Annotated in this window: 21 protein-coding genes and 1 tRNA gene; 10 read left to right on the top strand and 12 right to left on the bottom strand. The window is 65.9% G+C overall.

The genetic code is table 11. The annotated features are described in order from the left end of the window. Window positions 1-5: 5 nt before the first annotated feature. Window positions 6-1,094, top strand: coding sequence for a ferrochelatase (gene hemH / locus M8A51_RS09860; protein ID WP_251778046.1), 1,089 nt, complete (start codon window positions 6-8; stop codon window positions 1,092-1,094). On the opposite strand, the gene M8A51_RS09855 is transcribed toward hemH, so the two are convergent. The 3 genes from M8A51_RS09855 to M8A51_RS09845 are packed head-to-tail and all read right to left on the bottom strand — an operon-like array spanning window position 1,095 to window position 4,175. Continuing rightward, window positions 1,095-2,627: a tripartite tricarboxylate transporter permease gene (locus M8A51_RS09855; protein WP_251778045.1), complete on the bottom strand. Its 1,533-nt coding sequence runs from the start codon at window positions 2,625-2,627 to the stop codon at window positions 1,095-1,097. 15 nt (window positions 2,628-2,642) lie between these two features. After that, entirely contained in the window at window positions 2,643-3,137 is a 495-nt protein-coding gene (locus tag M8A51_RS09850) for a tripartite tricarboxylate transporter TctB family protein (RefSeq protein WP_251778044.1), read from the bottom strand. A gap of 60 nt (window positions 3,138-3,197) precedes the next feature. Then, the gene (locus tag M8A51_RS09845) at window positions 3,198-4,175 is read right to left on the bottom strand and encodes a Bug family tripartite tricarboxylate transporter substrate binding protein (RefSeq protein WP_251778043.1); all 978 of its coding nucleotides are present in this window, start codon (window positions 4,173-4,175) and stop codon (window positions 3,198-3,200) included. Between the two features lie 206 nt (window positions 4,176-4,381). Between M8A51_RS09845 and M8A51_RS09840 the strand changes: the two genes are divergently transcribed. Genes M8A51_RS09840 through M8A51_RS09830 form a run of 3 tightly spaced genes read left to right on the top strand, consistent with a single transcriptional unit; the run spans window position 4,382 to window position 6,886 of the window. Beyond that, window positions 4,382-5,059, top strand: a complete 678-nt coding sequence (locus M8A51_RS09840) for a response regulator (protein ID WP_251778042.1) — start codon at window positions 4,382-4,384, stop codon at window positions 5,057-5,059. After that, complete coding sequence (locus tag M8A51_RS09835) at window positions 5,059-6,468, top strand: sensor histidine kinase (RefSeq protein WP_251778041.1); 1,410 nt, start codon at window positions 5,059-5,061, stop codon at window positions 6,466-6,468. The genes M8A51_RS09840 and M8A51_RS09835 overlap by 1 nt, the downstream gene beginning before the upstream one ends. Window positions 6,469-6,472: 4 nt before the next feature. Beyond that, window positions 6,473-6,886 carry an RNA-binding S4 domain-containing protein gene (locus M8A51_RS09830; RefSeq protein WP_251778040.1) on the top strand — a complete coding sequence of 138 codons (414 nt, stop codon included), beginning with the start codon at window positions 6,473-6,475 and terminating at the stop codon, window positions 6,884-6,886. A 33-nt stretch (window positions 6,887-6,919) separates the two neighbouring features. On the opposite strand, the gene M8A51_RS09825 is transcribed toward M8A51_RS09830, so the two are convergent. After that, complete coding sequence (locus tag M8A51_RS09825) at window positions 6,920-8,005, bottom strand: DUF5666 domain-containing protein (protein ID WP_251778039.1); 1,086 nt, start codon at window positions 8,003-8,005, stop codon at window positions 6,920-6,922. 166 nt (window positions 8,006-8,171) lie between these two features. Then, complete coding sequence (locus M8A51_RS09820; protein ID WP_251778038.1) at window positions 8,172-9,059, bottom strand: DUF6502 family protein; 888 nt, start codon at window positions 9,057-9,059, stop codon at window positions 8,172-8,174. A gap of 277 nt (window positions 9,060-9,336) precedes the next feature. Between M8A51_RS09820 and grpE the strand changes: the two genes are divergently transcribed. From grpE to dnaJ, 4 genes are all read left to right on the top strand, one after another. Continuing rightward, window positions 9,337-9,870 carry a nucleotide exchange factor GrpE gene (gene grpE / locus M8A51_RS09815; RefSeq protein WP_251778437.1) on the top strand — a complete coding sequence of 178 codons (534 nt, stop codon included), beginning with the start codon at window positions 9,337-9,339 and terminating at the stop codon, window positions 9,868-9,870. 40 nt (window positions 9,871-9,910) lie between these two features. Continuing rightward, the gene (locus M8A51_RS09810) at window positions 9,911-10,258 is read left to right on the top strand and encodes a thioredoxin family protein (RefSeq protein ID WP_251778435.1); all 348 of its coding nucleotides are present in this window, start codon (window positions 9,911-9,913) and stop codon (window positions 10,256-10,258) included. Between the two features lie 62 nt (window positions 10,259-10,320). Beyond that, window positions 10,321-12,282 carry a molecular chaperone DnaK gene (gene dnaK, locus M8A51_RS09805; RefSeq protein WP_251778037.1) on the top strand — a complete coding sequence of 654 codons (1,962 nt, stop codon included), beginning with the start codon at window positions 10,321-10,323 and terminating at the stop codon, window positions 12,280-12,282. 170 nt (window positions 12,283-12,452) lie between these two features. Then, on the top strand, window positions 12,453-13,607 hold the full coding sequence (dnaJ, locus tag M8A51_RS09800) for a molecular chaperone DnaJ (RefSeq protein WP_251778036.1): 1,155 nt from the start codon (window positions 12,453-12,455) through the stop codon (window positions 13,605-13,607). Window positions 13,608-13,663: 56 nt separating this feature from the next. On the opposite strand, the gene M8A51_RS09795 is transcribed toward dnaJ, so the two are convergent. Further along, window positions 13,664-14,755: a PA0069 family radical SAM protein gene (locus tag M8A51_RS09795; RefSeq protein WP_251778035.1), complete on the bottom strand. Its 1,092-nt coding sequence runs from the start codon at window positions 14,753-14,755 to the stop codon at window positions 13,664-13,666. A gap of 181 nt (window positions 14,756-14,936) precedes the next feature. Between M8A51_RS09795 and M8A51_RS09790 the strand changes: the two genes are divergently transcribed. Beyond that, window positions 14,937-15,191 carry a YdeI/OmpD-associated family protein gene (locus M8A51_RS09790; protein WP_251778034.1) on the top strand — a complete coding sequence of 85 codons (255 nt, stop codon included), beginning with the start codon at window positions 14,937-14,939 and terminating at the stop codon, window positions 15,189-15,191. 64 nt (window positions 15,192-15,255) lie between these two features. Here the strand turns inward: M8A51_RS09790 and M8A51_RS09785 are convergent, their stop codons facing one another. The 4 genes from M8A51_RS09785 to M8A51_RS09770 all read right to left on the bottom strand — a co-directional run bounded on the left by M8A51_RS09785 (window position 15,256) and on the right by M8A51_RS09770 (window position 19,919). Further along, complete coding sequence (locus M8A51_RS09785; protein ID WP_251778033.1) at window positions 15,256-16,212, bottom strand: NAD(P)H-dependent flavin oxidoreductase; 957 nt, start codon at window positions 16,210-16,212, stop codon at window positions 15,256-15,258. A gap of 103 nt (window positions 16,213-16,315) precedes the next feature. Continuing rightward, window positions 16,316-18,121, bottom strand: a complete 1,806-nt coding sequence (locus M8A51_RS09780; protein ID WP_251778032.1) for an acyl-CoA dehydrogenase — start codon at window positions 18,119-18,121, stop codon at window positions 16,316-16,318. A gap of 102 nt (window positions 18,122-18,223) precedes the next feature. Then, window positions 18,224-19,156: an electron transfer flavoprotein subunit alpha/FixB family protein gene (locus M8A51_RS09775; RefSeq protein ID WP_251778031.1), complete on the bottom strand. Its 933-nt coding sequence runs from the start codon at window positions 19,154-19,156 to the stop codon at window positions 18,224-18,226. Window positions 19,157-19,169: 13 nt separating this feature from the next. Next, window positions 19,170-19,919, bottom strand: coding sequence for an electron transfer flavoprotein subunit beta/FixA family protein (locus M8A51_RS09770; RefSeq protein ID WP_251778030.1), 750 nt, complete (start codon window positions 19,917-19,919; stop codon window positions 19,170-19,172). Between the two features lie 287 nt (window positions 19,920-20,206). On the opposite strand from M8A51_RS09770, the gene murI reads away from it, so the two are divergent. Next, the gene (gene murI / locus M8A51_RS09765; protein ID WP_251778029.1) at window positions 20,207-21,022 is read left to right on the top strand and encodes a glutamate racemase; all 816 of its coding nucleotides are present in this window, start codon (window positions 20,207-20,209) and stop codon (window positions 21,020-21,022) included. Here murI and M8A51_RS09760 read toward each other — a convergent pair whose 3' ends face one another. Both M8A51_RS09760 and M8A51_RS09755 read right to left on the bottom strand, forming a co-directional pair. After that, on the bottom strand, window positions 21,023-22,324 hold the full coding sequence (locus tag M8A51_RS09760; protein ID WP_251778028.1) for an MFS transporter: 1,302 nt from the start codon (window positions 22,322-22,324) through the stop codon (window positions 21,023-21,025). A gap of 90 nt (window positions 22,325-22,414) precedes the next feature. Further along, a tRNA-Leu gene (locus M8A51_RS09755) sits at window positions 22,415-22,506 on the bottom strand. Between the last annotated feature and the right edge of the window lie 12 nt (window positions 22,507-22,518).

The following is a 22,518-nucleotide window of genomic DNA, read 5'->3' as shown; positions in this document are numbered from 1 at the left end:
CCACCATGAGCTTCAGATCCGAACCCGCGCACACCCACGGCGCGCCGGAAGCCACCGCGGTGCTGCTGTGCAACCTCGGCACACCGGACGCGCCAACAGCTCCGGCGCTGCGCCGCTACCTGGCGGAGTTCCTCGCTGATCCGCGCGTGGTCGAGATTCCGGCCTTCGCGTGGAAGCCCATCCTGCACGGCATCATCCTGCGCACGCGACCGACGAAGTCGGCCGCCAAGTACGCCAGCATCTGGATGCCGGAAGGCTCGCCGCTGAGGGTGTGGACCGAAAAACAGGCGAAGCTGCTGCGAGGCTACCTCGGCGAACGGGGTCAACCGGTGGCGGTGGACTTCGCAATGCGTTATGGCCAGCCGTCGATCGCTTCCCGCCTCGACGCGCTGAAGGCGCGCAACACCACCCGGGTTCTGATACTGCCGCTGTACCCGCAGTACTCGGGCACCACCACCGCAAGCGTCGTCGATGCCGTCCACAGTTGGGCGCGCGGCGTGCGCCGCCTGCCTGAATTCCGCTTCGTCAACCAATACCACGACCACCCGATGTACATCGACGCGCTCGCCCAGCGCATCGCGCACCACTGGATGGTGCACGGCCGGCCGGACCGACTGGTGATGAGTTTTCACGGCGTGCCCCGCCGCACCTTGACGCTCGGTGACCCCTACCACTGCCAGTGCCACAAGACCGCCCGGTTGCTGGCCGACCGGCTGGGGCTGGACGAATCGCAATACAAGGTCACGTTCCAGAGCCGCTTCGGCCGGGCCGAGTGGTTGCAGCCCTACACCGAGCCGACACTGCACGAACTCGGCAAAGCCGGCGTCAAGCGCGTCGACGCGATTTGCCCCGGCTTCGTCAGCGACTGCCTCGAGACACTGGAGGAAATCGCGATGGAAGGCCGCCAGGCCTTCCTGAACGCGGGCGGGCAGGAGTTTCGGTACATTCCCTGCCTCAACGACCAGCACGAGTGGATCGCCGCGCTGGCCGCGATCGCGCAACAGCATCTGGCCGGCTGGCCGGTGCCGGCTGCGGAGCCGGCAGCCCTGAAGGCACAGCGCGAGCGGGCACTGGCCCTCGGCGCGAAGAGCTGATCAGCGGCCCACGCCCTCCCCGGCGGCCAGTTGCTCCTGACGCAGTTGCTGCCGCAGCGCTCGCCGCCGCAGCAAGTGGGGCATCAGCAGCACCAGCACGCAGATCGCAAGGATCGTGGCCGACAGGGGCCGCTCGACGAACACGCTCCAGTGCCCCTCGCCGATCGACATCGCGTTGCGCAATTGCGCCTCGGCCATGGGCCCGAGGATCATGCCCACGATCACCGGTGCCGCCGGAAAGTCGAACCGTCGCATCAACACGCCCAGCAGACCGATGGCGTACAACAGCACGAGATCGAAGGCAGATTGCCGCATGCCATAGACGCCCACTGTCGCGAAAATCAGGATGCCGGCATACAACGCCGGCTTGGGCACCTTCAGCAGCTTGATCCACATGCCGACCAGCGGCAGGTTCAGCACCAGCAGCATCACGTTGCCGATGTACAACGACGCAATCAGCGCCCACACCAGCGTCGACGAGGTCTGGAACAGCGTCGGCCCCGGCTGGATGCCGTAGTTCTGAAAGGCCGACAGCATGATCGCCGCCGTGGTCGAGGTCGGAATGCCCAGCGTCAGCAGCGGCACCATCGCACCGGTCACTGCCGCGTTGTTGGCCGCCTCGGGGCCCGCGACTCCTTCGATGGCGCCGCAGGTGCCGAACTCTTCCTTGTGCTTGGACAGCTTCTTCTCCATGCCGTAGGAGATGAAGGTCGGGATCTCCGTGCCACCGGCCGGGATGGTGCCGAACGGGAAACCCAAGACCGTCCCGCGCAGCCAGGCCGGCAACGAGCGCCGCCAGTCGGCACGCGTCATCCACACGCGCGACATCGCGTTGCGCGTTTCGTGCTGCCGCCCCTGGTAGAGCACCAGGTACATCGCCTCGGCGACGGCAAACAGGCCCACCGCGACCAACACCACCTCGATGCCGTCGACCAGTTCCGCGACTCCGAGCACATAGCGGGCCTGCCCCGAGATCTGGTCGATGCCGATCAGCCCGATCGCCAACCCGAGGAACAGGCTCACCAGACCGCGCAGGGTGCTCTTGCCGAGCACCGACGAGACCGTCGTGAAGGCCAGCATCATCAAGGCGAAGTATTCGGGCGGGCCGAAGCGCAGCGCATACTCGGCAATGCCGGGCGCGAACAGGGTCACCAGCACCGTGGCGATCGAGCCAGCGACGAAGGAGCCGATGGCCGAGGTCGCAAGTGCCGCCCCGGCCCGGCCGCTCTTGGCCATCAGGTTGCCCTCGAGCGCCGTCACCATCGTACCGGTCTCGCCCGGCGTGTTGAGCAGGATGGAAGTGGTCGAGCCGCCGTACATCGCGCCGTAGTAGATGCCGGCGAACATGATCATGGAGGCGGTCGGTTCGAGGTGGGCGGTCAGCGGCAGCAGCATCGCGACCGTCAGCGCAGGGCCGATGCCCGGCAGCACGCCCACCGCAGTGCCGACGAAGCAGCCGATGAAGGCCCACATCAGGTTGATCGGAGTCGCTGCGGTCGAGAAGCCGCCGAGCAGGTGTTGCCAGAGTTCCATGAGATGCGGCTCGCGTCAGATCCAGCCGGTCCGGGTGAGCCCCGGCAGCGTCAGGCCGAGGGCCTTCGTGAAGAGCCAGTAGGCAGGCGCAGAGATCACGAGGCCCATCGCGGCATCGCTCAGCATGCGGCGCGCCGGCACGTCTTGCCCCATTGACAGGCGAAACCCGCGCGCCGCCAGCACGAACAGCAGCGCGCACGACAACACGAAGCCGATGTGCGTGATCAGCAAGGCGTTGAGCAGCAGTCCGGCCGACACCCACGCCATGCAGCGCCAGTTGGCCGCGGTTTCGTCGTTTGGCGCCTCGAGCGCGCGGAAACCTCCGCTGCGCGCTTCGTAGACCAGCCAGCCGCCGCACACCAGCAGTGCCGTGGCGACAAGCCAGGGCAGAAAGTCGGCGCCGACGCCGGCGTAGCCAGCGTCGGACGGAATGGAAATGGCACCAGCGGCCAGCAAGCCGCCGAGTGCCATGCAGCCGATGCCCACGGCTTGTTGTTCAGGGTACTTCATGTATGTATCGAATGTCGGATGCACCGTCGCCAGCAGCGCCGGCGCACCCGCGGCGAAGACTCAGAGCATGCCGACCTTCACCATCAACGCCCGCAGGCGAGCGTGCTCCTCTTCGACGAACTTGGCGAAGTCGTCGCCCGTCAGCAGCGCCGGGCTCCAGTTGTTGGCCGCCAGTGCTTCGGCCCAGGCCTTGGTCTTGGTGCCCTTGGCGACATTGTCGATCAGCTTCTGACGCTGCTGCGGCGTGATGCCGGGCGCGCCGTACACGCCGCGCCAGTTGCCGATCGAGACGTTGATGCCCTGCTCGACCAGCGTGGGCACCGCACTGCCGCGCAAGCGCGAAGGTGCGGTCACGCCGAGCGCACGCATCTTGCCCGTCTTGATGAACTCTTCCAGCTCGGCGTAACCGCTGGTACCTACGGTGACATGCCCGCCGAGGATGGCTGCGGTGGCTTCACCACCGCCCTTGAACGGCACGTAGTTGACCTTCGCGACGTCCACGCCGGCTTCGCGGGCGATCATCGCCACGCTGACGTGATCGACCGACCCCTTGGAACCACCGCCCCACTTGACGCTGGCCGGGTCCTTCTTCAGCTGCTCCATCACGTCCTTCATGCTCTTGAGCGGCGAGTCGGCCGGCACGACGAACACGTTGTACTCGGCCAGCAGCCGGGCGATCGGCGTCGCATTGTCCAACGTGACCGGCGGCTTGTTCTGCACCACCGCGCCCACCATCACCGCGCCGGTGACGATCAACGCATTCGGGTCGCCCTTGCTCGCATTGACGAACTGCGCCAGGCCGATCGTACCGCCGGCGCCGCCCTTGTTTTCATAGGTCACGGAACCGGCCACGCCGGCCTCCTGCATCGCCTTGCCGATGCCGCGGCCCGTCTGGTCGTAGCCGCCGCCAGGGTTGGCGCCGATCATGATCTTGAAGTTGTCCTGTGCCAGGACAGCGGGAGCCGACAGGGCCACCAGGGACCCGAGAACACCGGCCGCCGCCGTGCGACCGATTCTTTGCAGGAAATCTCGACGCATTGCAGTCTCCTCTTCAGTGTGGCGTTGAGCGATGGAGCAATCCTCGTGCGTCCTCCCGCCGGCGGGGATCAGGGCAAGCCCCTAGGTGCGGCACCGAACTGTCACGGCGCTGTCGAAAGCGCGAGCAGCGCCTGTCAAAAAACTGTCGCGGGCCTCCTGGGAAGTGCCAGGGTGCAAACCGTGGCCGGCGGTGCACACTGGCGGGCATGAAACTCCTGCTGGTCGAAGACGACGAATCGATGTCCCGCGCGCTGCGCCTGGCATTGGAACGCCGCGGCTTCGAGGTCGAAGTCGCGGCCAACGGCAACGACGCGCTGCAGCGCCTGCGCTTCGCCACGCCGGACCTGACGCTGCTCGACCTCACCATTCCGGGCATGGACGGGCTGGCCGTGCTGCAGAAGGCGCGCTCGCACGGCGTCGCCGCGCCCATTCTCGTATTGACGGCACGTGGGGCGGTGGGCGATCGCATCCAGGGGCTCAACGCCGGTGCCGACGACTACCTGGCCAAACCCTTCGACCTGGACGAGCTCGAGGCCCGCATCCGCGCCCTGCTGCGCCGCGCCCAAGGTGAACCGGAGGCGGCGTTGCAATGCGGCCCGTTGCGCCTGGAGCGCGAGTCCGGTGCGTTCTACCTGGGTGACGAGATTCTCGAGGTGACTCCGCGGGAGCAGGCCTTGCTGAAAGCGCTGATGGCCAAGCCCGGCCATGCGGTGCCCAAGGAACGGTTGTTCCGGCTGGTGTTCCCGATGGAAAGCACGATCCAGTTCGAGGCCATCGAAGTGGTGGCGTACCGCCTGCGCAAGAAGCTCGCTGGTTCCGGCGTCGCACTGGTAACACTGCGAGGGCTGGGCTACTTGCTGCGCGCCGAACCGGCCGGCCCCTGATGCCGCTTCGTGCCCCGCAGTCGCTGCGCCGCTACCTGCTGGCGTGGATCATCACGCCGATTGCCCTGTTCGTGCTGGTCGACACGGTCAGTCTCTATCGGGGTGCACTGCGTTCGATCAACACGGCCTACGACCGCTCGCTGCTCGCATCCGCGCGATCGATCGGCGAGCTGCTGCAGATCGACGGCAACGAATTGCGCGTCGAGGTGCCGTACGCGGCCCTGGAGATCTTCGAGGCGTCCAACAACAGCCGCATGTACTACCGGATCGACGGATTCGAGGGCGAGTTCGTGTCCGGCTACGAAGATCTGCCGGTCTACCGCGGCAGGATCCCGCAGAAGACCGCCTACCCGGCGCTGGTCGATTTCTACGACGTGGAGTTCCGTGGCGAGACGGTACGCATGGCCGCGCTGTACCAGCCGGTCGCAGCGGAAGGCTCTCGCGGCATGGCATTGATCCAGGTGGCCGAAACGCTGGAAGTACGGCAGAAGCTGGCGCGAGAGATCCTCCTCGACACGCTGCTGCGGCAGGCCATGCTGATCGCCGTCGTCGCGCTGGTCGTCTGGGTGGTCGTCGCGCGCGCGCTGGTACCGGTCGAGACGCTGCGCCGGCAGCTGCTGTCACGCAGCGGGGAAGACCTCTCCCCTCTCCGCGCGGAGCAGGCGCCGCGCGAACTCCAGCCGATGGTGACTGCGCTGAACACGCTGATGCAGCGGCTGCAACGCTTGGTCGGCCACCAGCTTCGCTTCGTGCGCGACGCCTCGCATCAACTGCGCACGCCGCTGGCCGTCTTGAAGACGCAGGTGCAGAATGCCCTGGCCGGACCGCCGGCGCCCGACGCCTTGCAGGCCATGAACGCCACCGTCGACCGCGCCATCGCGCTGGCGAACCAGATGTTGGCGCTGGCCAAGGTGGAACAGGTCCACGGCGAAGCACAACGCGAGACGCTGAACCTGGCCGAGATTGCGAGCGACGTGGCAGTGGACCTCTCGCCGTTGATCGCCGACAAGCACCTCGACTTCGAGCTCGACGCGCACGACGCCTACCTGCGCGGCCATCCCTGGATGCTGCGCGAACTGCTGCGCAACCTGCTACACAACGCCATTCGCGAAACACCGCCGCGTGGTGCCCTGAGCGTGCTCGTCGTGCCGGGCAGCACCAGCGTCCGACTGGTGGTACGCGACAGCGGCCCGGGTCTGGCGGCCTCGCAGCGCGAACACCTGTTCGAGCCTTTCCACACCGGCCACCCGAACACCGGCAGCGGCCTTGGCCTCGCGATCTGTCGCGAGATCTGCCAGTCGCTCGGCGCGACGATCGACTTGGTCAACCGCACGGAACAGGGCCGCGTCGCGGGCTTGGATGCAGTCGTGGTCTTCCCAGCCGCCGCCGCGCCGACCGCGCGACAATAGCGGCATGGACGGTGTCAGGCTCGACAAATGGCTGTGGGCTGCGCGCTTCTTCAAGACGCGCAGCCTCGCCACGGATGAAATCGACAAAGGCCGCGTGCAGGTCAACGACCAAGCGGCGAAACCGTCACGCGAGGTGCGTGTCGGCGACCGGCTGCTGGTGAGGCAGGGACAGATCCCTCGCACGGTGATCGTGCGGGGTCTGAGCGAGGTGCGCGGGCCCGCCCCGGTGGCGCAGCAGCTCTACGAAGAAACGGCGGAAAGCATCGCCGCGCGCGAGGAATTCGCGCGCAACCGGCGCTTCCTGGCCGATCCGTCACAGGCGCTGGAGCACGGCCGCCCCACCAAGCGCGACCGGCGCCAGTTGGCCGACTGGCAACGCTGGAGCGCCAGCGCCGACGACGTCAGCGGCAAGCGCTGAATCGCAGGCGGCACCGCAGCGCCACCCGCACCTTCATGGCGTCGTGACACAAGACAGTTTCGTCGCTCGCACGACCGACCCGCTGCTGCCGCCAGCGCGAATTTCGCCTTCCACTTCGACCCGGCGGCCGTTTGCCAACGGCTGCGACCCGCAGCCAGGGCGCGCGTTGACGCCGCTCGCATCGACTTCGATGCCGCGAACCAGGAAGGACGCATCGCTGGCGTAGTCGGAGATCGCGCCCTCGAGCCGCACCTCGAGATCGTCGTCGTCCTGCGAAGGCCGGCGCAGCTTGACGTGGTCCGCCACGAAGCTGCCGTCGTCGGCGTAGCGGCCACGCACCAGAACATAAGCGCCATTCTCCAGCGGCCGAACCGGAGGGGTCACCTGGGCTCCGTCATATGTCACCGTCACACCGGCCACATCGAACGTCTTTGCCCCCGTGTCGAGCCGCCCGACGACGCCGCCCAGCCGTGCGGGAGCGCTGCTGCTGCCTTCTTCGCGCACGATGACGCGAATGCCGGTCGCCTGCAGGCTGCCGCTCACCGGTGCGGCCGCAGTCCACACGATCACCCGGCGGCCATTTTCGAGCGCTTGCCCGGACGGCAGGACCGAAGCACCGGCCGCGTCGATCGTCAGGCCGCCGAGAGTGAACGTGGGACCGGAGGCGCCGGTCTGCAGGCCCTGCACGACGCCGCTCAGACGGTAGGCCGACAGCGCCGCCGTCAGCTTCTCGATACGCCCCGCCTGAACGTCGTAGCGGCTGGTCTGGGCATTCCAGCGCGGGACGCCGTGTACCTCGACGAGGTCACCGGCGGCCAGATCCGACAACCCGCTGACGCCCGCAAACACCGTGACCGGGCCTGTCGCCGGCGAGGTGTTGACGACAACCGTCAGGCCGAGGGCCTGCAGGGTTTGCGCGTCGGCGTCGACGCTGTCGACCGGCCCGGCCACGGCCGCGTCCAGACGAATGCTGCGGGCGCGCAGCACGGAGCCGTCGCGGTCGAAACCGATCTCTGCGAAGTGGCCGAGCCTGGCGGTCGTGGCGGTCAACTGGCCCCATGTGAGCTCGGTCATCGGCGTCACGCCGTCGTCTTCGTACTCCTCGCCGTCGACGATCACACTGGCGAATCCGGTCACGGTGCCGGAGCCGGCGCTCATCGCCTGCCCGGTGCCTCCGGAACCGACGCCGCCACCGCCACCGCCGCAGGCGGCCAACCCGGTCAATAGCGCCCCCAGGCAGACGGCAAGAAGTTTGTACAAGGTGGTCGCCTTCATAGCGTTGCGTTCAGGTGCCCGTCGCCGCCGTCTCGTCGCCGGCCGGTTCGCTGTAGTAATAGACGCCGAATCGCATGCGATGCGGCGCCGGGTGTTCGCGGTCCGCCTCGTAGCGCGTCTGTGCCTCGGCCACCATGCGTTGGAAAGCCTCGGCCCATAGTTCCCGGGCAAGTTGACTCAGTTCGCGCACCGATTCTGCACTCAAGCCGTCGGCGAACACGCTCTGCTCCAGGAAGCGCGGCTGGCGCGTCGTCAGATTGTGCACGGCGGCGGACAGGTGATCGCCGGTGTTGGCGGCCAGCAGGCCGGCCAGCTCCTCGTAGTCGTCGGCCGGAACGAATGCGGCCGTCAACAGCTCGACGTGCTCGTCCTCGAGCTTCACGAGACGCAGCCGCGCCAGTTCGTCCAGCACGGTACGGGGATGCACGTCGGTCGAGATCTCGCGCGCCAGCGCTTCGAAGGAGTTCTGGTCGCCCAGCCGGGCCAGACGTCGCGGCGCCCCGTCCGGATGGCGGTAGCGGGCATCCGTGACCCAGCGCGTGAAAACCTGCGAGACCAGCGACACCGACTTCGGCTTGAGGTCCCGCGGCGCATCTGCCCCGGTCAATGCCCGGACGTCCTTGCGGTGCACCCCCGACAGGATGCTCAGCGCCGAATCGGTCGCCTTGCGGCCGCTGCCCTCGATTTCCTCGCGCGCAATCTGCAGGAACACCGCTTTCAATGCGGAGGTGAAAGCCCCATATTGCACACCGTTGCGGATCAGCCAGCGGGTGACAGGCACCATCAGCGCCATGCTGGCGCGCAGCGCCACTTCCGCATGCTGATCGCTGGGAACGACGGCCGATGCCGGCGCACCGCCGCCAGGGAGGGCCTTGTCAGTACCAGTGGACTTCTGCATGCGGGGATCGAAGGTGGTGGGGCGGGAAAGTGACCCATTCTGTGCGGCCGTCGTTCCGAACGGCAGCAGCAGGGGCCGAACGGCATCCTGCGCCGCTCGAACGGCGATTTTTTCCCACAAGCGTGCATGGTATCGAAAACGGACATGACCGTTTGTCGCAAACGTCTCCTGACTTTACCGTCGCACGCCGCCACGATCGGGGGCGTTTTTTGCATCGCACCCTCTTGAAGCCGAGGCGGCCACCCCCATTTCCTGCGCTTTGACGGGACCGCATGTGATGACAGAACCTCAAAATACCCAAGCGAATCAAGCAGTTGACGCCCCCACGGAAGCGTCCACACAGGCCGCCGGCGCGACGCCGGAGCAGCGGCTGGCTGAACTCGAGGCCAAGCATGCCGAGATGGCCGACGCCTTCCTGCGTGCCAAGGCCGAGGCCGAGAACACTCGACGTCGCGCTGAGGAGGAAATCTCCAAGGCTCGGAAGTTCGCCGTTGAAGGCTTCGCTGAAAGCCTGTTGCCGGTGAAGGACAGCCTCGAGGCCGCACTGGCGGCCCAGGGCGGCACCCCGGAGCAACTGCGCGAAGGCGTTCATGCGACGTTGCGTCAGCTGTCCCAGGCACTCGAACGCAACAAGGTGCTGGAGATCCATCCCGCCACGGGCGACAAGTTCGACCCGCACCATCACCAGGCAATCAGCATGGTGCCCGCCGAGCAGGAAGCCAACACCGTCGTGGCCGTGCTGCAAAAGGGCTATCTGATTGCCGAGCGCGTGCTGCGCCCGGCGCTGGTCACTGTGGCCGCCCCCAAGTAAACGCGAGGCCCGGGTGGACGATTTCTTCGATCGCTTCAGCATGCAGCCCGTCAGCGCGGCGACGTTCGACGGCGCGCTGACCGCCGCCGGCGAGGCGCTCGTGGGGGTCTACTTCTGGGGCGACCACTGTTTCAACTGCGAGCAGTTCAAGCAAGCCGCGGTACTGAAGGAAGCCGAGCTGAAGGCCCAAGGCGTGCACTGGCTGCAGGCCAACGTCTACGAAGACCGCGAGCTGGGCCTCCGCTTCAGCCTGCATGGCGTGCCGACCTTCTATTTCTTCCACAAGGGCAAGAAGCTCGGGCGCATCACCAGTTGGCCGGGCCTGCCCCAGTTCCAGCAAGCGGTCGCGGGTCTGCGCGAGCGCATTTCAGCCGCCTCGGCGACTTGAAACCACTGCAGTTATCCACAATTAGACGACAACCGAATTTCTGATTTCAAGGAGTCATCGACATGGCAAAGATCATCGGCATCGACCTGGGCACCACGAACTCGTGCGTTGCCATCATGGAAGGCAATACCACCAAGGTCATCGAGAACAGCGAAGGCGCCCGCACCACGCCCTCGATCATTGCCTACCAGGAAGACGGCGAAATCCTCGTCGGCGCGTCGGCCAAGCGCCAGGCCGTCACCAATCCGAGAAACACGCTGTATGCCGTCAAGCGCCTGATCGGCCGCAAGTTCACCGAAAAGGAAGTGCAGAAGGACATCGACTTGATGCCCTACAGCATCACGGCCGCCGACAACGGTGACGCCTGGGTGGAAGTGCGTGGCAAGAAACTGGCGCCGCCGCAGGTCAGCGCCGAAGTGCTGCGCAAGATGAAGAAGACCGCCGAGGACTATCTCGGCGAGCCGGTCACCGAGGCGGTGATCACCGTACCGGCCTATTTCAACGACAGCCAGCGCCAGGCCACCAAGGACGCAGGCCGCATCGCCGGCCTGGAAGTCAAGCGCATCATCAACGAGCCGACGGCAGCCGCTCTCGCCTTCGGTCTCGACAAGACCGACAAGCGCGACCGCAAGATCGCCGTGTACGACCTCGGCGGCGGCACCTTCGACATCTCGATCATCGAGATCGCCGATGTCGACGGTGAAAAACAGTTCGAAGTGCTGTCGACCAACGGCGACACCTTCCTGGGCGGCGAAGACTTCGACCAGCGCATCATCGACTACATCATTGCCGAGTTCAAGAAGGAGCAGGGCGTCGATCTGAGCAAGGACGTGCTCGCGCTGCAACGTCTGAAGGAAGCCGCGGAGAAGGCCAAGATCGAGTTGTCGAACAGCTCGCAGACCGACATCAACCTGCCGTACATCACGGCCGATGCGTCGGGCCCGAAGCACCTGAACCTCAAGCTCACACGTGCCAAGCTCGAGGCGCTGGTCGAAGAACTCATCGAGCGCACCATCGAGCCTTGCCGCACGGCGATCAAGGACGCGGGCGTCAAGGTCGGCGAGATCGACGACGTGATCCTGGTCGGTGGCATGACGCGCATGCCCAAGGTGCAGGAGAAGGTCAAGGAATTCTTCGGCAAGGAGCCGCGCAAGGACGTGAACCCCGACGAGGCCGTGGCCGTGGGCGCCGCGATCCAGGGTCAGGTGCTGGCTGGCGACCGCAAGGACGTGCTGCTGCTCGACGTGACCCCGCTCTCGCTCGGCATCGAGACGCTCGGCGGCGTGATGACGAAGATGATCACGAAGAACACCACGATCCCGACCAAGTTCGCGCAGACCTTCTCGACGGCCGACGACAACCAGCCGGCCGTGACGATCAAGGTGTTCCAGGGCGAGCGCGAGATGGCTTCGGGCAACAAGCTGCTCGGCGAGTTCAATCTCGAAGGCATTCCACCGGCACCGCGTGGCGTGCCGCAGATCGAGGTGACTTTCGACATCGACGCCAACGGCATCCTGCATGTCAGCGCCAAGGACAAGGGCACCGGCAAGGAAAACAAGATCACCATCAAGGCCAACTCGGGTCTGTCCGAGGAAGAGATCCAGAAGATGGTGAAGGACGCCGAGCTGAACGCGGCCGAGGACAAGCTCAAGCTCGAGCTGGTGCAGGCCAAGAATCAGGCCGACGCGCTGGTGCACAGCGTGCGCAAATCGCTGACCGAACACGGCGAGAAGCTCGAAGGCGGCGAGAAGGAAAAGATCGAAACAGCGCTCAAGGACGTCGAGGAAGCGCTGAAGGGCGAGGACAAGGCGACGATCGAAACCAAGACGGAAGCGCTGATGGCCGCCAGCCAGAAGCTGGGCGAGAAGATGTACGCCGATGCTCAGGCCGCGGCAGGCGCGGCAGGTGCCGCAGATGCAGCGGCCGGCGGCGCAGCGCCTGGGGCAGGTCCCGAGCCCGCTGCGAAGCCGGCGGACGACAATGTCGTCGACGCGGAGTTCACCGAAGTGAAGGACAAGAAGTAATCATCCCGATCGACGGCCCACTTCCGAGGAAACTTCGGCCCCCGAAGTTTCCTTGGCCCCCTCGGCCAGGCTGGATACAGCCTGGCCCGGAGGCGCTCAGTAAGCACCCCCGTGGGCAGCTCCACTGCACGCGGGGGCTTTGCGTTTGTACGGCAGACGACTGACCCATCATGGCAAAGCGTGACTACTACGAGATCCTCGGCGTCGCGAAGAACGCGACCGAGGACGACATCAAGAAGGCCTACCGCAAGCTGGCCATGAAACACCACCCGGACCGCAACCAGGGTGAGACGGCCAAGGACGCCGAAGAGAAGTTCAAGGAGGCCAAGGAAGCCTACGAGATGCTTTCCGACGCAAAGAAGCGTGCGGCCTACGACCAGTACGGCCATGCGGGCGTCGACCCCAATATGGGGGGCGCTGGCGGCTTCCGCGGTGGCCCGGAAGGCTTCGGCGGTTTTGCCGAGGCCTTCGGCGACATCTTCGGCGACATCTTCGGCGGCCAGGGCGGTCAAGGCGGCGGTCGGCGCGGCGGCCCGCAGGTCTATCGCGGCAGCGACCTGTCGTATGCGATGGAGATCACCCTTGACGAAGCCGCGCACGGCAAGGAAGCGCAGATCCGCATCCCCAGTTGGGAAGAGTGCGACACCTGCCACGGCACCGGCGCAAAGCCGGGCACCAGCGCGAAGACCTGCCCCACCTGCGGCGGCGGCGGCACCGTGCACCTGCGCCAGGGTTTCTTCAGCATTCAGCAGACGTGCCCTCACTGCCATGGCACCGGCAAGATCATCCCCGAACCCTGCATCGCCTGCAGCGGCCAGGGCAAGATCAAGAAGACCAAGACCCTGGAAGTCAAGATCCCTGCCGGCATCGATGAAGGCATGCGTATTCGCTCGGCCGGCAATGGCGAGCCAGGGACCAACGGCGGGCCTGCGGGCGACCTTTACATCGAAATCCGGCTGAAGAAGCACGACATCTTCGAGCGCGACGGCGACGACCTGCACTGCACCGTGCCGATCAGCATCACGACCGCTGCGCTGGGCGGCGCGATTGAAGTGCCCACGCTCGGCGGCAAGGCGGAAATCGAGCTGCCGGAAGGCACGCAAAGCGGCAAGACCTTCCGGTTGCGCGGCAAGGGCATCAAGGGGGTGCGCTCGACGTACCCGGGCGACCTGTACTGCCACATCGCGGTCGAGACGCCCGTCAAGCTTACCGAGCACCAGCGCAAGTTGCTGAAGGAGCTGGACGAATCGCTGCGCAAGGGTGGCGACCGGCACTCACCGAACTCGAAAACCTGGACCGACCGGGTCAAGGACTTGTTCAAGTAAGCGCGGCCCTCACGGCGACAGCGGCCACTCCGGTGGCCGTTGTCGTTTCCGGTGCGTCAGAACAAGCTTCCCTGCCCCGCCTGCTGCGGCGGCCTGAACGCCCCCTCGTCCAGCGGTGCGACGTGCCGCGTCAATCCGGCCCGGCCTACGGCCTTGTCGATGCGCTGAGCGATCAATTGCGCCCACACGCCTTCGCCCTTCATGCGCGAGCCGAAGTCCGCCTTGTAGTCCTGGCCGCCGTGCATTTCCTGCACACGGGCCATGACACGTTCGGCGCGCTCCGGAAAATGCTGATGCAGCCATTGCCGGAACAGCGGGCTCACCTCCCATGGCAGCCTCAGCACCGTGTAGTGGATCGACTTGGCGCCCGCCTGAGCCGCGGACTCGACGATGCGTTCGATCTCGGGCTCGTTGATGAAGGGGATGATCGGCGCGACGTTGACGCCGACCGGCACGCCTGCTTGCGCCAATGCGGCAACGGTCTGCATCCGACGGTGTGGCGCGGCTGCCCGCGGCTCCAGCACGCGGGCGAGCGGCCCGTCGAGGGTCGTCACGCTGATCGATACCCAGGCCCGTCCCGCACGCGCAGCGGGGCCGATCAGGTCGAGGTCGCGCTCGATGCCCGAGGACTTGGTCACGATCGAGAACGCATGCTCGCACCGCGCCAGCACCTCCAGCACGCCGCGCGTGATGCGCAGGCGCCGCTCGATCGGTTGATATGCATCGGTCGCACCGCCGATGTGGATGGTCGACGCCCGGTACTTCGGCCGCGCGAGCTCTTCCTCGAGCCGTTCAGCGGCATTGATCTTCGCAACGATCTTGGTTTCGAAGTCGAGTCCGGGCGAGAGATTGAGGTAGCTGTGCGTCGGCCTGGCATAGCAGTAGATGCAGCCATGCTCGCAGCCGCGGTACGGATTGAGCGATTGGCCGAAGGGAATGTCGGGAGAGTCGTTCGACGCAACGACCGACTTTGCGCGTTCCTCGATGACCGTGGTGGCGGGCAACAGTCGCTCTTCCTGCGCGTCCTGGTCCAGCGTGCCCCAGCCGTCGTCGAAGCCTGCACGCAGGTCGCGCTCGAACCGATGGGCGATGCGCACGGCGGTGCCTCGGCCCTTGATCGGGGAAGCTTGAGGCAGCTTGTCGTTCATTGCAAAACTACTGTATTTATATACAGTATAGTGGCACGAACGTTTTTGCATCAAGCCATCGTGCGCTTGTCGCGTCCATGTTGCAGCGCTTACGGTGGGTTGCACGAGCCACCCCCAATGGGGATGTTCCAGGCAGCGCGAAGCGCCAACACTTCGTGCTCGCACCAGGAGAGCCCTATCGATGACGTCAGCACCGTCCCGCCTCAAACGCCCTCGGCATCCGATGCCCGGCTTCGTGCAGCAAGCGCTCGAAGCGCGCAGTCTGACCACCGCCTACGAAGGCCGTCCGCCATACCAGCGCAACGACTACATCGGCTGGATCATGCGGGCAGCGACGGAGGAGACGCAGTTGAAACGGCTCGAGCAGATGCTCGACGAACTGCGGCGCGGAGACGTCTACATGAAGATGGCCTGGCGTCCGCCCGGCCAGCGTTGACGTCCGGTCAACAAAAAAGCCGCGCACCTCGCGGCGGCGGCCTTTCCCCAGGCAGCACGGGCCGTCAGGCGCAAAGATGCTGTTTGGCCTCGCTGTATTCCCGCCGCAGTCGCTCGATCAGCACGCGCGCCGGCACCACGTCCTTCACGGCGCCGATGCCCTGGCCGCAGCCCCAGATGTCCTTCCACGCCTTCTTGGCACCTTCACCGCCACCGAAGTCCATCTTGCTCGGATCGCTTTCCGGCAGGTGGTCCGGATCCAGCCCCGCGTTGACGATGGAACCACGCAGGTAGTTGCCGTGCACCCCGGTGAACAAGCTCGAGTAAACGATGTCCTGGCTCGTGCTGCGCGTGATCATCTGCTTGTAGCCTTCGTTCGCACGGGCTTCCTCCGTCGCGATGAAGGCCGAGCCCACATACGCGAAGTCGGCGCCCATGGCCTGTGCGGCCAGCACCGCCCGTCCGGATGCAATGGCGCCCGACAGCGCCAGCGGGCCATCGAACCATTCGCGGATTTCCTGCACCAGCGCGAACGGGCTGGTCGTGCCGGCATGGCCGCCGGCGCCGGCCGCCACCGCGATCAAGCCGTCGGCCCCCTTCTCGATCGCCTTGCGGGCAAAGCTGTTGTTGATGATGTCGTGCAGCACCACGCCGCCGTAGCCGTGCACCGCGTCGTTGACATCGGTGCGCGCGCCCAGCGACGTGATGATGATCGGCACTTTGTACTTCACGCACAGTTGCAGGTCGTGCTCGAGTCGGTCGTTGGACTTGTGCACGATCTGGTTGATTGCGAAAGGTGCCGCTGGCTGCTGAGGATGGTCGCGGTTGTGGGCCGCCAGCGTCTCGGTGATCTCGGCCAGCCACTCGTCGAGCTGCGATGCAGGTCGCGCATTGAGCGCCGGCATCGAGCCGACCACGCCGGCCTTGCACTGCTCGATGACCAGCCGAGGATTGCTGATGATGAACAGCGGCGAACCGATGATGGGCAGCGGCAGCTTCTGCAAAACGGGAGGCAAAGGCACATCGGTCTCCTGGGTTGGTGCAGCGCTGCTGCACCGTCGATTCAATCAGTGTCCGGTGGTACGGCCCGGCGCCCTATCACCTGGGTGACAGGACGCGCGAGTGTCAGAACGCGTCGAGCGCAAGCGCGGTGACGCTGTCGCCGCCCTCGAGAATGCTGTCACGCATGCCGGGGGCCTTCGACAACAGGTGCTCAGCGTAGAACCGCGCCGTCGTTACCTTGGCCTGCATGAAAGCGACGTCCTCGCCGGCGGCGGCCTTGTCCTCGGCCACCATCAGTGCGCGCGCCATCTGCCAACCGGCAACCACGTTGCCAGCCAGCATCAGGTAGGGCACGCTGCCGGCGAACACGGCATTCGGCGAGCCCTTGGTATTGCCGGCGACGAAATCCACCACATCCATGAAAGCAGCGCGTGCAGCCTTGAGGCGCTTGAGCATCGAACGGGCCGCAACGCTGCCACGCCCAGCCAGCTGCGTCTCGGTGGCTTCGATCTGCGCGGCAATGGCCTTGGCCGTCTGCCCGCCGTCGCGCGCGGTCTTGCGTCCGACCAGGTCGTTGGCCTGGATCGCGGTCGTGCCTTCGTAGATCGTCAAGATCTTCGCGTCGCGGTAGTACTGCGCCGCGCCGGTCTCCTCGATGAAGCCCATGCCGCCGTGCACCTGCACACCCAGGCTGGTCACGTCCAGGCTCATCTCGGTGCTGTAGCCTTTCACGAGCGGCACCATGAATTCGTAGAAGGCCTGGTTCTGTTTGCGCACCTCGGCATCGGGGTGGTGGTGCGCTGCATCGTAGGCCGCAGCCGCAACGGTCGCCATCGCGCGACAGCCCTCGGTGTACGCACGCATCGTCATCAGCATGCGCCGCACGTCGGGGTGGTGGATGATGGGCGCCGCCGCAGGCAGCGAGCCGTCGACCGGACGCGACTGGACGCGGTCCTTCGCATACTGAACCGCCTTCTGGTAGGCCCGCTCGGCCACCGCGATGCCCTGCACGCCCACGGCGAAGCGGGCCGCGTTCATCATGATGAACATGTACTCGAGGCCGCGGTTCTCCTGGCCCACGAGGTAGCCGATCGCGCCCGGGCCGACCTCGCCCTTGTCATCGCCGTAAACCAGCACCGCGGTCGGGCTCGCCTTGATGCCCATCTTGTGCTCGATCGATGCACAGTACACATCGTTGCGGCTGCCGAGCGAACCGTCGGCATTCACCATGAACTTCGGCACGATGAACAGCGAGATCCCCTTCACGCCGTCGGGTGCGTCGGGCGTGCGGGCCAGCACGAGGTGGACGATGTTGTCCGCCATGTCGTGCTCGCCGTAGGTGATGAAGATTTTCTGACCGCTGACGCGGTAGGAACCGTCCCCCTGCGGAACCGCCTTCGTGCGCACCAGCGCCAGGTCGGAGCCGGCCTGCGGTTCCGTCAGGTTCATCGTGCCGGTCCACTCGCCTGACAGCATCTTCGGGATGTAGAGCCGTTGCTGCTCAGACGTGCCTGCCGTCAGCAAAGCTTCGACTGCGCCGTCGGTCAGCAGCGGGCACAGCGCGAAGCTCAGGTTGGCGCTGTTGAGGATCTCGCCGCAGGCCGCACCGATCGTCTTCGGCAGCCCCTGACCACCAAACTCGGTCGGGTGCTGCAGGCCTTGCCACCCGCCTTCGGCGTACTGTCTGAAGGCCTCCTTGAAGCCGGGTGCCGTCGTGACGCGGCCATTGTTCCAGCCACCCGGGTTCTTGTCGCCTTCCCAGTTCAGCGGAGCGACCACACCTTCGTTGAACTTGGCACACTCCTCCAGCACCGCCTGCGCAGTCTCGACGCCCGACTCCTCGAAGCCGGGAATCTTGGCAACCTCTTCCAGGCCGGCCAGTTCCTTCATGCAGAACAGCATGTCTTTCACGGGCGCTTGGTAACTCACGACGTCTCCTTCGTTCTGAAATGCAGGACCAATAGATCAGGGGCGGAAAAAAACCCGCTGCCCAACGTCGGGGCGAACGGGCTCTTTCCTGTGGCGCCGGCCTCAGAGCGACTTCACCAGCTCCGGCACGGCAGTGAAGATGTCCGCTTCGAGGCCGTAGTCGGCGACGCTGAAGATCGGCGCTTCAGGGTCCTTGTTGATCGCGACGATCACCTTGGAATCCTTCATGCCGGCCAGGTGCTGGATCGCCCCCGAAATGCCGCATGCCACATACAGCTGCGGCGCCACGATCTTGCCGGTCTGGCCGACCTGCCAGTCGTTGGGCGCGTAGCCCGCATCCACCGCGGCACGGCTGGCGCCCAGCGCCGCACCGAGCTTGTCGGCCAGCGGCGTCAGCAGCTCGGTGAATTTTTCGCTGGAGCCCAGTGCGCGACCACCGGACACGATGATCTTCGCCGCGGTCAGCTCGGGGCGGTCGCTCTTGGTCACCTCACGGCCGACAAAGCTGGAAGTGCCGGCATCGGCAGCCGCCGCCACACTCACGACGCCGGCCGAGCCACCGGTCGCCGCAGCAGCGTCGAAGCCGGTCGTGCGCACCGTGATCACCTTGACCTTGTCGGCGCTCTGTACCGTGGCCATCGCGTTGCCCGCGTAGATCGGGCGCTCGAAGGTATCCGCACTCTCGACCTTGGTGATGTCGGAGATCTGAGCGACGTCGAGCTTGGCGGCCACGCGCGGCGCGACGTTCTTGCCCGAGGCGGTCGACGGGAACAGGATGTGGGTGTACTCGGCGGCCATCGCGAGCACCTGGGCCGCGATGTTCTCCGCCAGGCCTTCACCAAGGTGCGCCGCATCAGCGTGCAGCACCTTGGCGACGCCTGCGATCTGTGCCGCTTGCTTGGCAGCCTCGGCGGCGCCCGAGCCCGCCACGAGCACGTGCACGTCGCCGCCGCATTTCGCAGCAGCCGCGACCGTGTTGAGCGTGGCGCCCTTGATGGCGTGGTTGTCGTGTTCGGCAATCACCAGTGCAGTCATCTCATCCACTCCTTCAGATCACCTTGGCTTCGTTCTTGAGCTTGTTCACCAGCGTGGCCACATCGGGCACCTTCACGCCGGCACCGCGCTTGGGTGGCTCGCTGACCTTCAGCGTCTTGATGCGCGGGGCCACGTCCACACCCAGGTCGGCCGGCTTCACCGTCTCGAGGGGCTTCTTCTTGGCCTTCATGATGTTGGGCAGCGTGACGTAGCGCGGCTCGTTCAGTCGCAGGTCGGTGGTCACCACGGCTGGCAGCTTGAGCTTGACGGTCTCCAAGCCGCCGTCGACCTCACGGGTGACCAGGGCAAAACCGTCAGCCACTTCCACCTTGGACGCGAAGGTGGCCTGCGGCAGGTCCAGCAACGCCGCCAGCATCTGGCCGGTCTGGTTGCAATCGTCGTCGATGGCTTGCTTGCCCAGGATGATCAGTTCGGGCTTTTCCTTGTCGACCAACGCCTTCAGCAGCTTGGCCACGGCCAGCGGCTGGAGTTCCTCCGCGGTCTCGACCAGGATGCCCCGGTCGGCGCCGATGGCCATCGCGGTGCGCAGCGTCTCCTGGCACTGCGTGACGCCGCACGAGACAGCGACCACTTCGCTCAGCACACCCTTTTCCTTCAGGCGCGTCGCCTCTTCGACCGCAATCTCGTCGAAGGGATTCATGCTCATCTTGACGTTGGCGATATCGACGCCCGTGCCGTCCGACTTCACGCGTACTTTCACGTTGTAGTCGACGACGCGCTTGACCGCGACCAGTGCCTTCATGCGACGTTCTCCTTTGATTGACGTAAACGTTAATTCTGGATTCTATGGTGCGGTGCACATGGGTGGCTGCCGCGCAGGCGACTTTGCGCCACCCGGATGGAGCGGCCCCATCAAAAACGAACGTTCGTTCTATTTTTAGGATTCTAACGGCAACCCCGGGGGGGCCGTCCAGCCCCTCCGACCGCCCATCTCTAGAGCGCCCCCTCGACCGCACGGCGTCTGCTTGCAAGAAGCGCGCCCCTGCTAGACTGCCGACCGCCCATCTCCTGCACCCCGCTGCCTCGTCGATGAACACCGTCCCCTCAGCTTCCCCGGTTGCGGTGGGGGTGTTCGATTCCGGCGTCGGCGGGCTCTCGGTGTTGCGCGCATTGCGACGTCGCCTGCCCGGCGCCGCACTGGTCTACGTGGCCGATTCTCGCTATGCACCGTATGGCGAACGAGACGACGCCTACGTGATCGAGCGCTCGCGTGTCATCTGCGACTTTCTGCTGCAGCAAGGGGCGCAGGTGCTGGTGATGGCCTGCAACACGGCCACCGCCGCCGCGGCAGCGTGGCTCAGGCAGGCGCACCCCGACGTCCCGATCGTCGGCGTCGAACCCGGCGTGAAGCCGGCTGTCCTGCGCAGTGCCCGGCGCAGAATCGGCGTACTCGCCACCAGCGGTACGCTCGCCAGTGCAAAGTTCCAGGCCTTGCTCGAGACGGTGCGGCACCAGGCCGAGATCCACCTGCAGCCGTGCCCGGGCCTGGCGCACGCCATCGAGCAGGGGGATCCACAGGCGCCGGAGGTGATGGGGCTGGTGCAACGCTACTGCGCTCCGCTGCGCGATGCAGGCGTCGACACCGTGGTGCTCGGCTGCACGCACTATCCGTTTGTCGTCGACGCGATCCGGCAGGCGCTGGGGCCCGAGGTGTCGCTGATCGACACCGCTGACGCCGTTGCACGGCACACGGCCACGCAGGTGCTGAACAAGGCCTCCGCGCTCCAGCCTGGCGTGGTGTCTGCCGGGGCGGTCGCTGCCTATACGAGCGGCGACGCCGCCAGACTCGAAGCGATCACCGCGCGGTGGCTCGACTTCCCCGTGCGCGTGGCACCGCTGCCCTGATCATTCAGAGGCCTGCGCCGCGCGGCGGCCTCTGGCGACGTCGACGGGCCTGAGCAACAGCAGGCCCAGCACGAAAAACATGCCGGTCGACAGGATTGCCAGCCGATGGTTGCCGGCGGTCCACCACGTGACCAGTCCATAGGTGATCGGCCCAATGATCGCCGCCAGGCGAACGGCGAAGGTCCACAAGCCATAGAACTCGGCGAGATGCCTTGGCGGCGCGAACACGCCGGTCAAGGCACGTCCTGCCGACTGGCTGGCGCCCATGCACAAACCGGCAATCACTGCAGCCACCCAGAACAGCGGGGCACTCGTCGCCAGATAGGCCAACGTCACCATGAGGATCCAGCCGGCAAGCGTGAGGCCCAGTGCGCGCTTGTGCCCCGCATGGTCTTGCAGATAGCCGAAGCCGAAAGCGCCGAGCGCCGACGCAACGTTGACGAGAAACACCAGCGCCATCGTCTGCGCCTGCTTGAAGCCCAGCACTTGCTCGGCATACACGGCCGCCAGCGCGATCACGACAGCTATACCGGCCTGGTAGCTCGCCGTGCACGCCAGCAACCAGACGAAATCTCTGTAGCGTCGCGCGTTGCGCCAAGTCTCGCTCAACCGGCTCAATGAAGCGCGCAGACCGCCCGCGGTCAGGGTGGTCGGATGCGGTGTCGCCCTCTCCTTCAGCATTGCAAAGGTGACCAGAGATGCACCTCCGTAGACGCAGGCGGTGATGAGCATCGTCACCGGCACGAACTCTGCCGCGGGTATGCCTGCCCCTTGTGCCCACAGCACGTAGGCGAGGCTGAGTCCGAGCGACAGCATGCCGCCGAAGTAGCCGAAGCTCCAACCCCACCCCGACACCCGCCCCAGAGCCTCGTTGCGTGCCAACTCAGGCAAGAAGGCAGCGATCAGCGATTCGCCGTAGGCATAGCAGCTGTTCGACAGGATGATGGCGATCACCGCGAACGTGACGTCGCCACTGCCCACCAGAGCCAACGCCAGCGTGCTCAGCACGCAGCCAGCAGTCGTGAAGGCGAGCAACCGCTTCTTTGCGGCGCGCAGGTCCGCATAGGCACCCAGCGTCGGTATCGTCAGCATCACCAGGGCGCACGACACTGCAAGCGACCCGGTCCATGCCAGCGTGGCCCATTCGGCATTGCCGGCCACGACCCCGACGAAGTAGGCGTTGAACACCGCCGTCAGCACCACCGTGGTGTAGCCCGAATTGGCGAAGTCGTACATCGCCCACGCGAACACCTCGCGCTTGCGCACCCCCTCGTTGAGTGCGGCTTGGGGGAACCAGCTCATGCTCGTGTGTCTCCTCGCCGGACGGGTGCCGGCCTGGCGGAGGATGATGCCAGACGAGGTGCGGCGCGGCGATGACAGCGGCGCCTGAGGTGGTGCCCGGAACCGGAATCGAACCGGTACGCTGCCTTTCAGCAAGCGGCGGATTTTAAGTCCGCTGTGTCTACCTATTTCACCACCCGGGCAGACGTGCAAGC

Origin of the sequence: Caldimonas mangrovi (genome assembly GCF_023721835.1) — a bacterium.
Taxonomy (GTDB): Bacteria; Pseudomonadota; Gammaproteobacteria; order Burkholderiales; family Burkholderiaceae_C; genus Caldimonas; species Caldimonas mangrovi.
The sequence above is the reverse complement of the archived record's forward strand: the minus strand, read 5'-3'. Positions and strand labels throughout refer to the sequence as shown.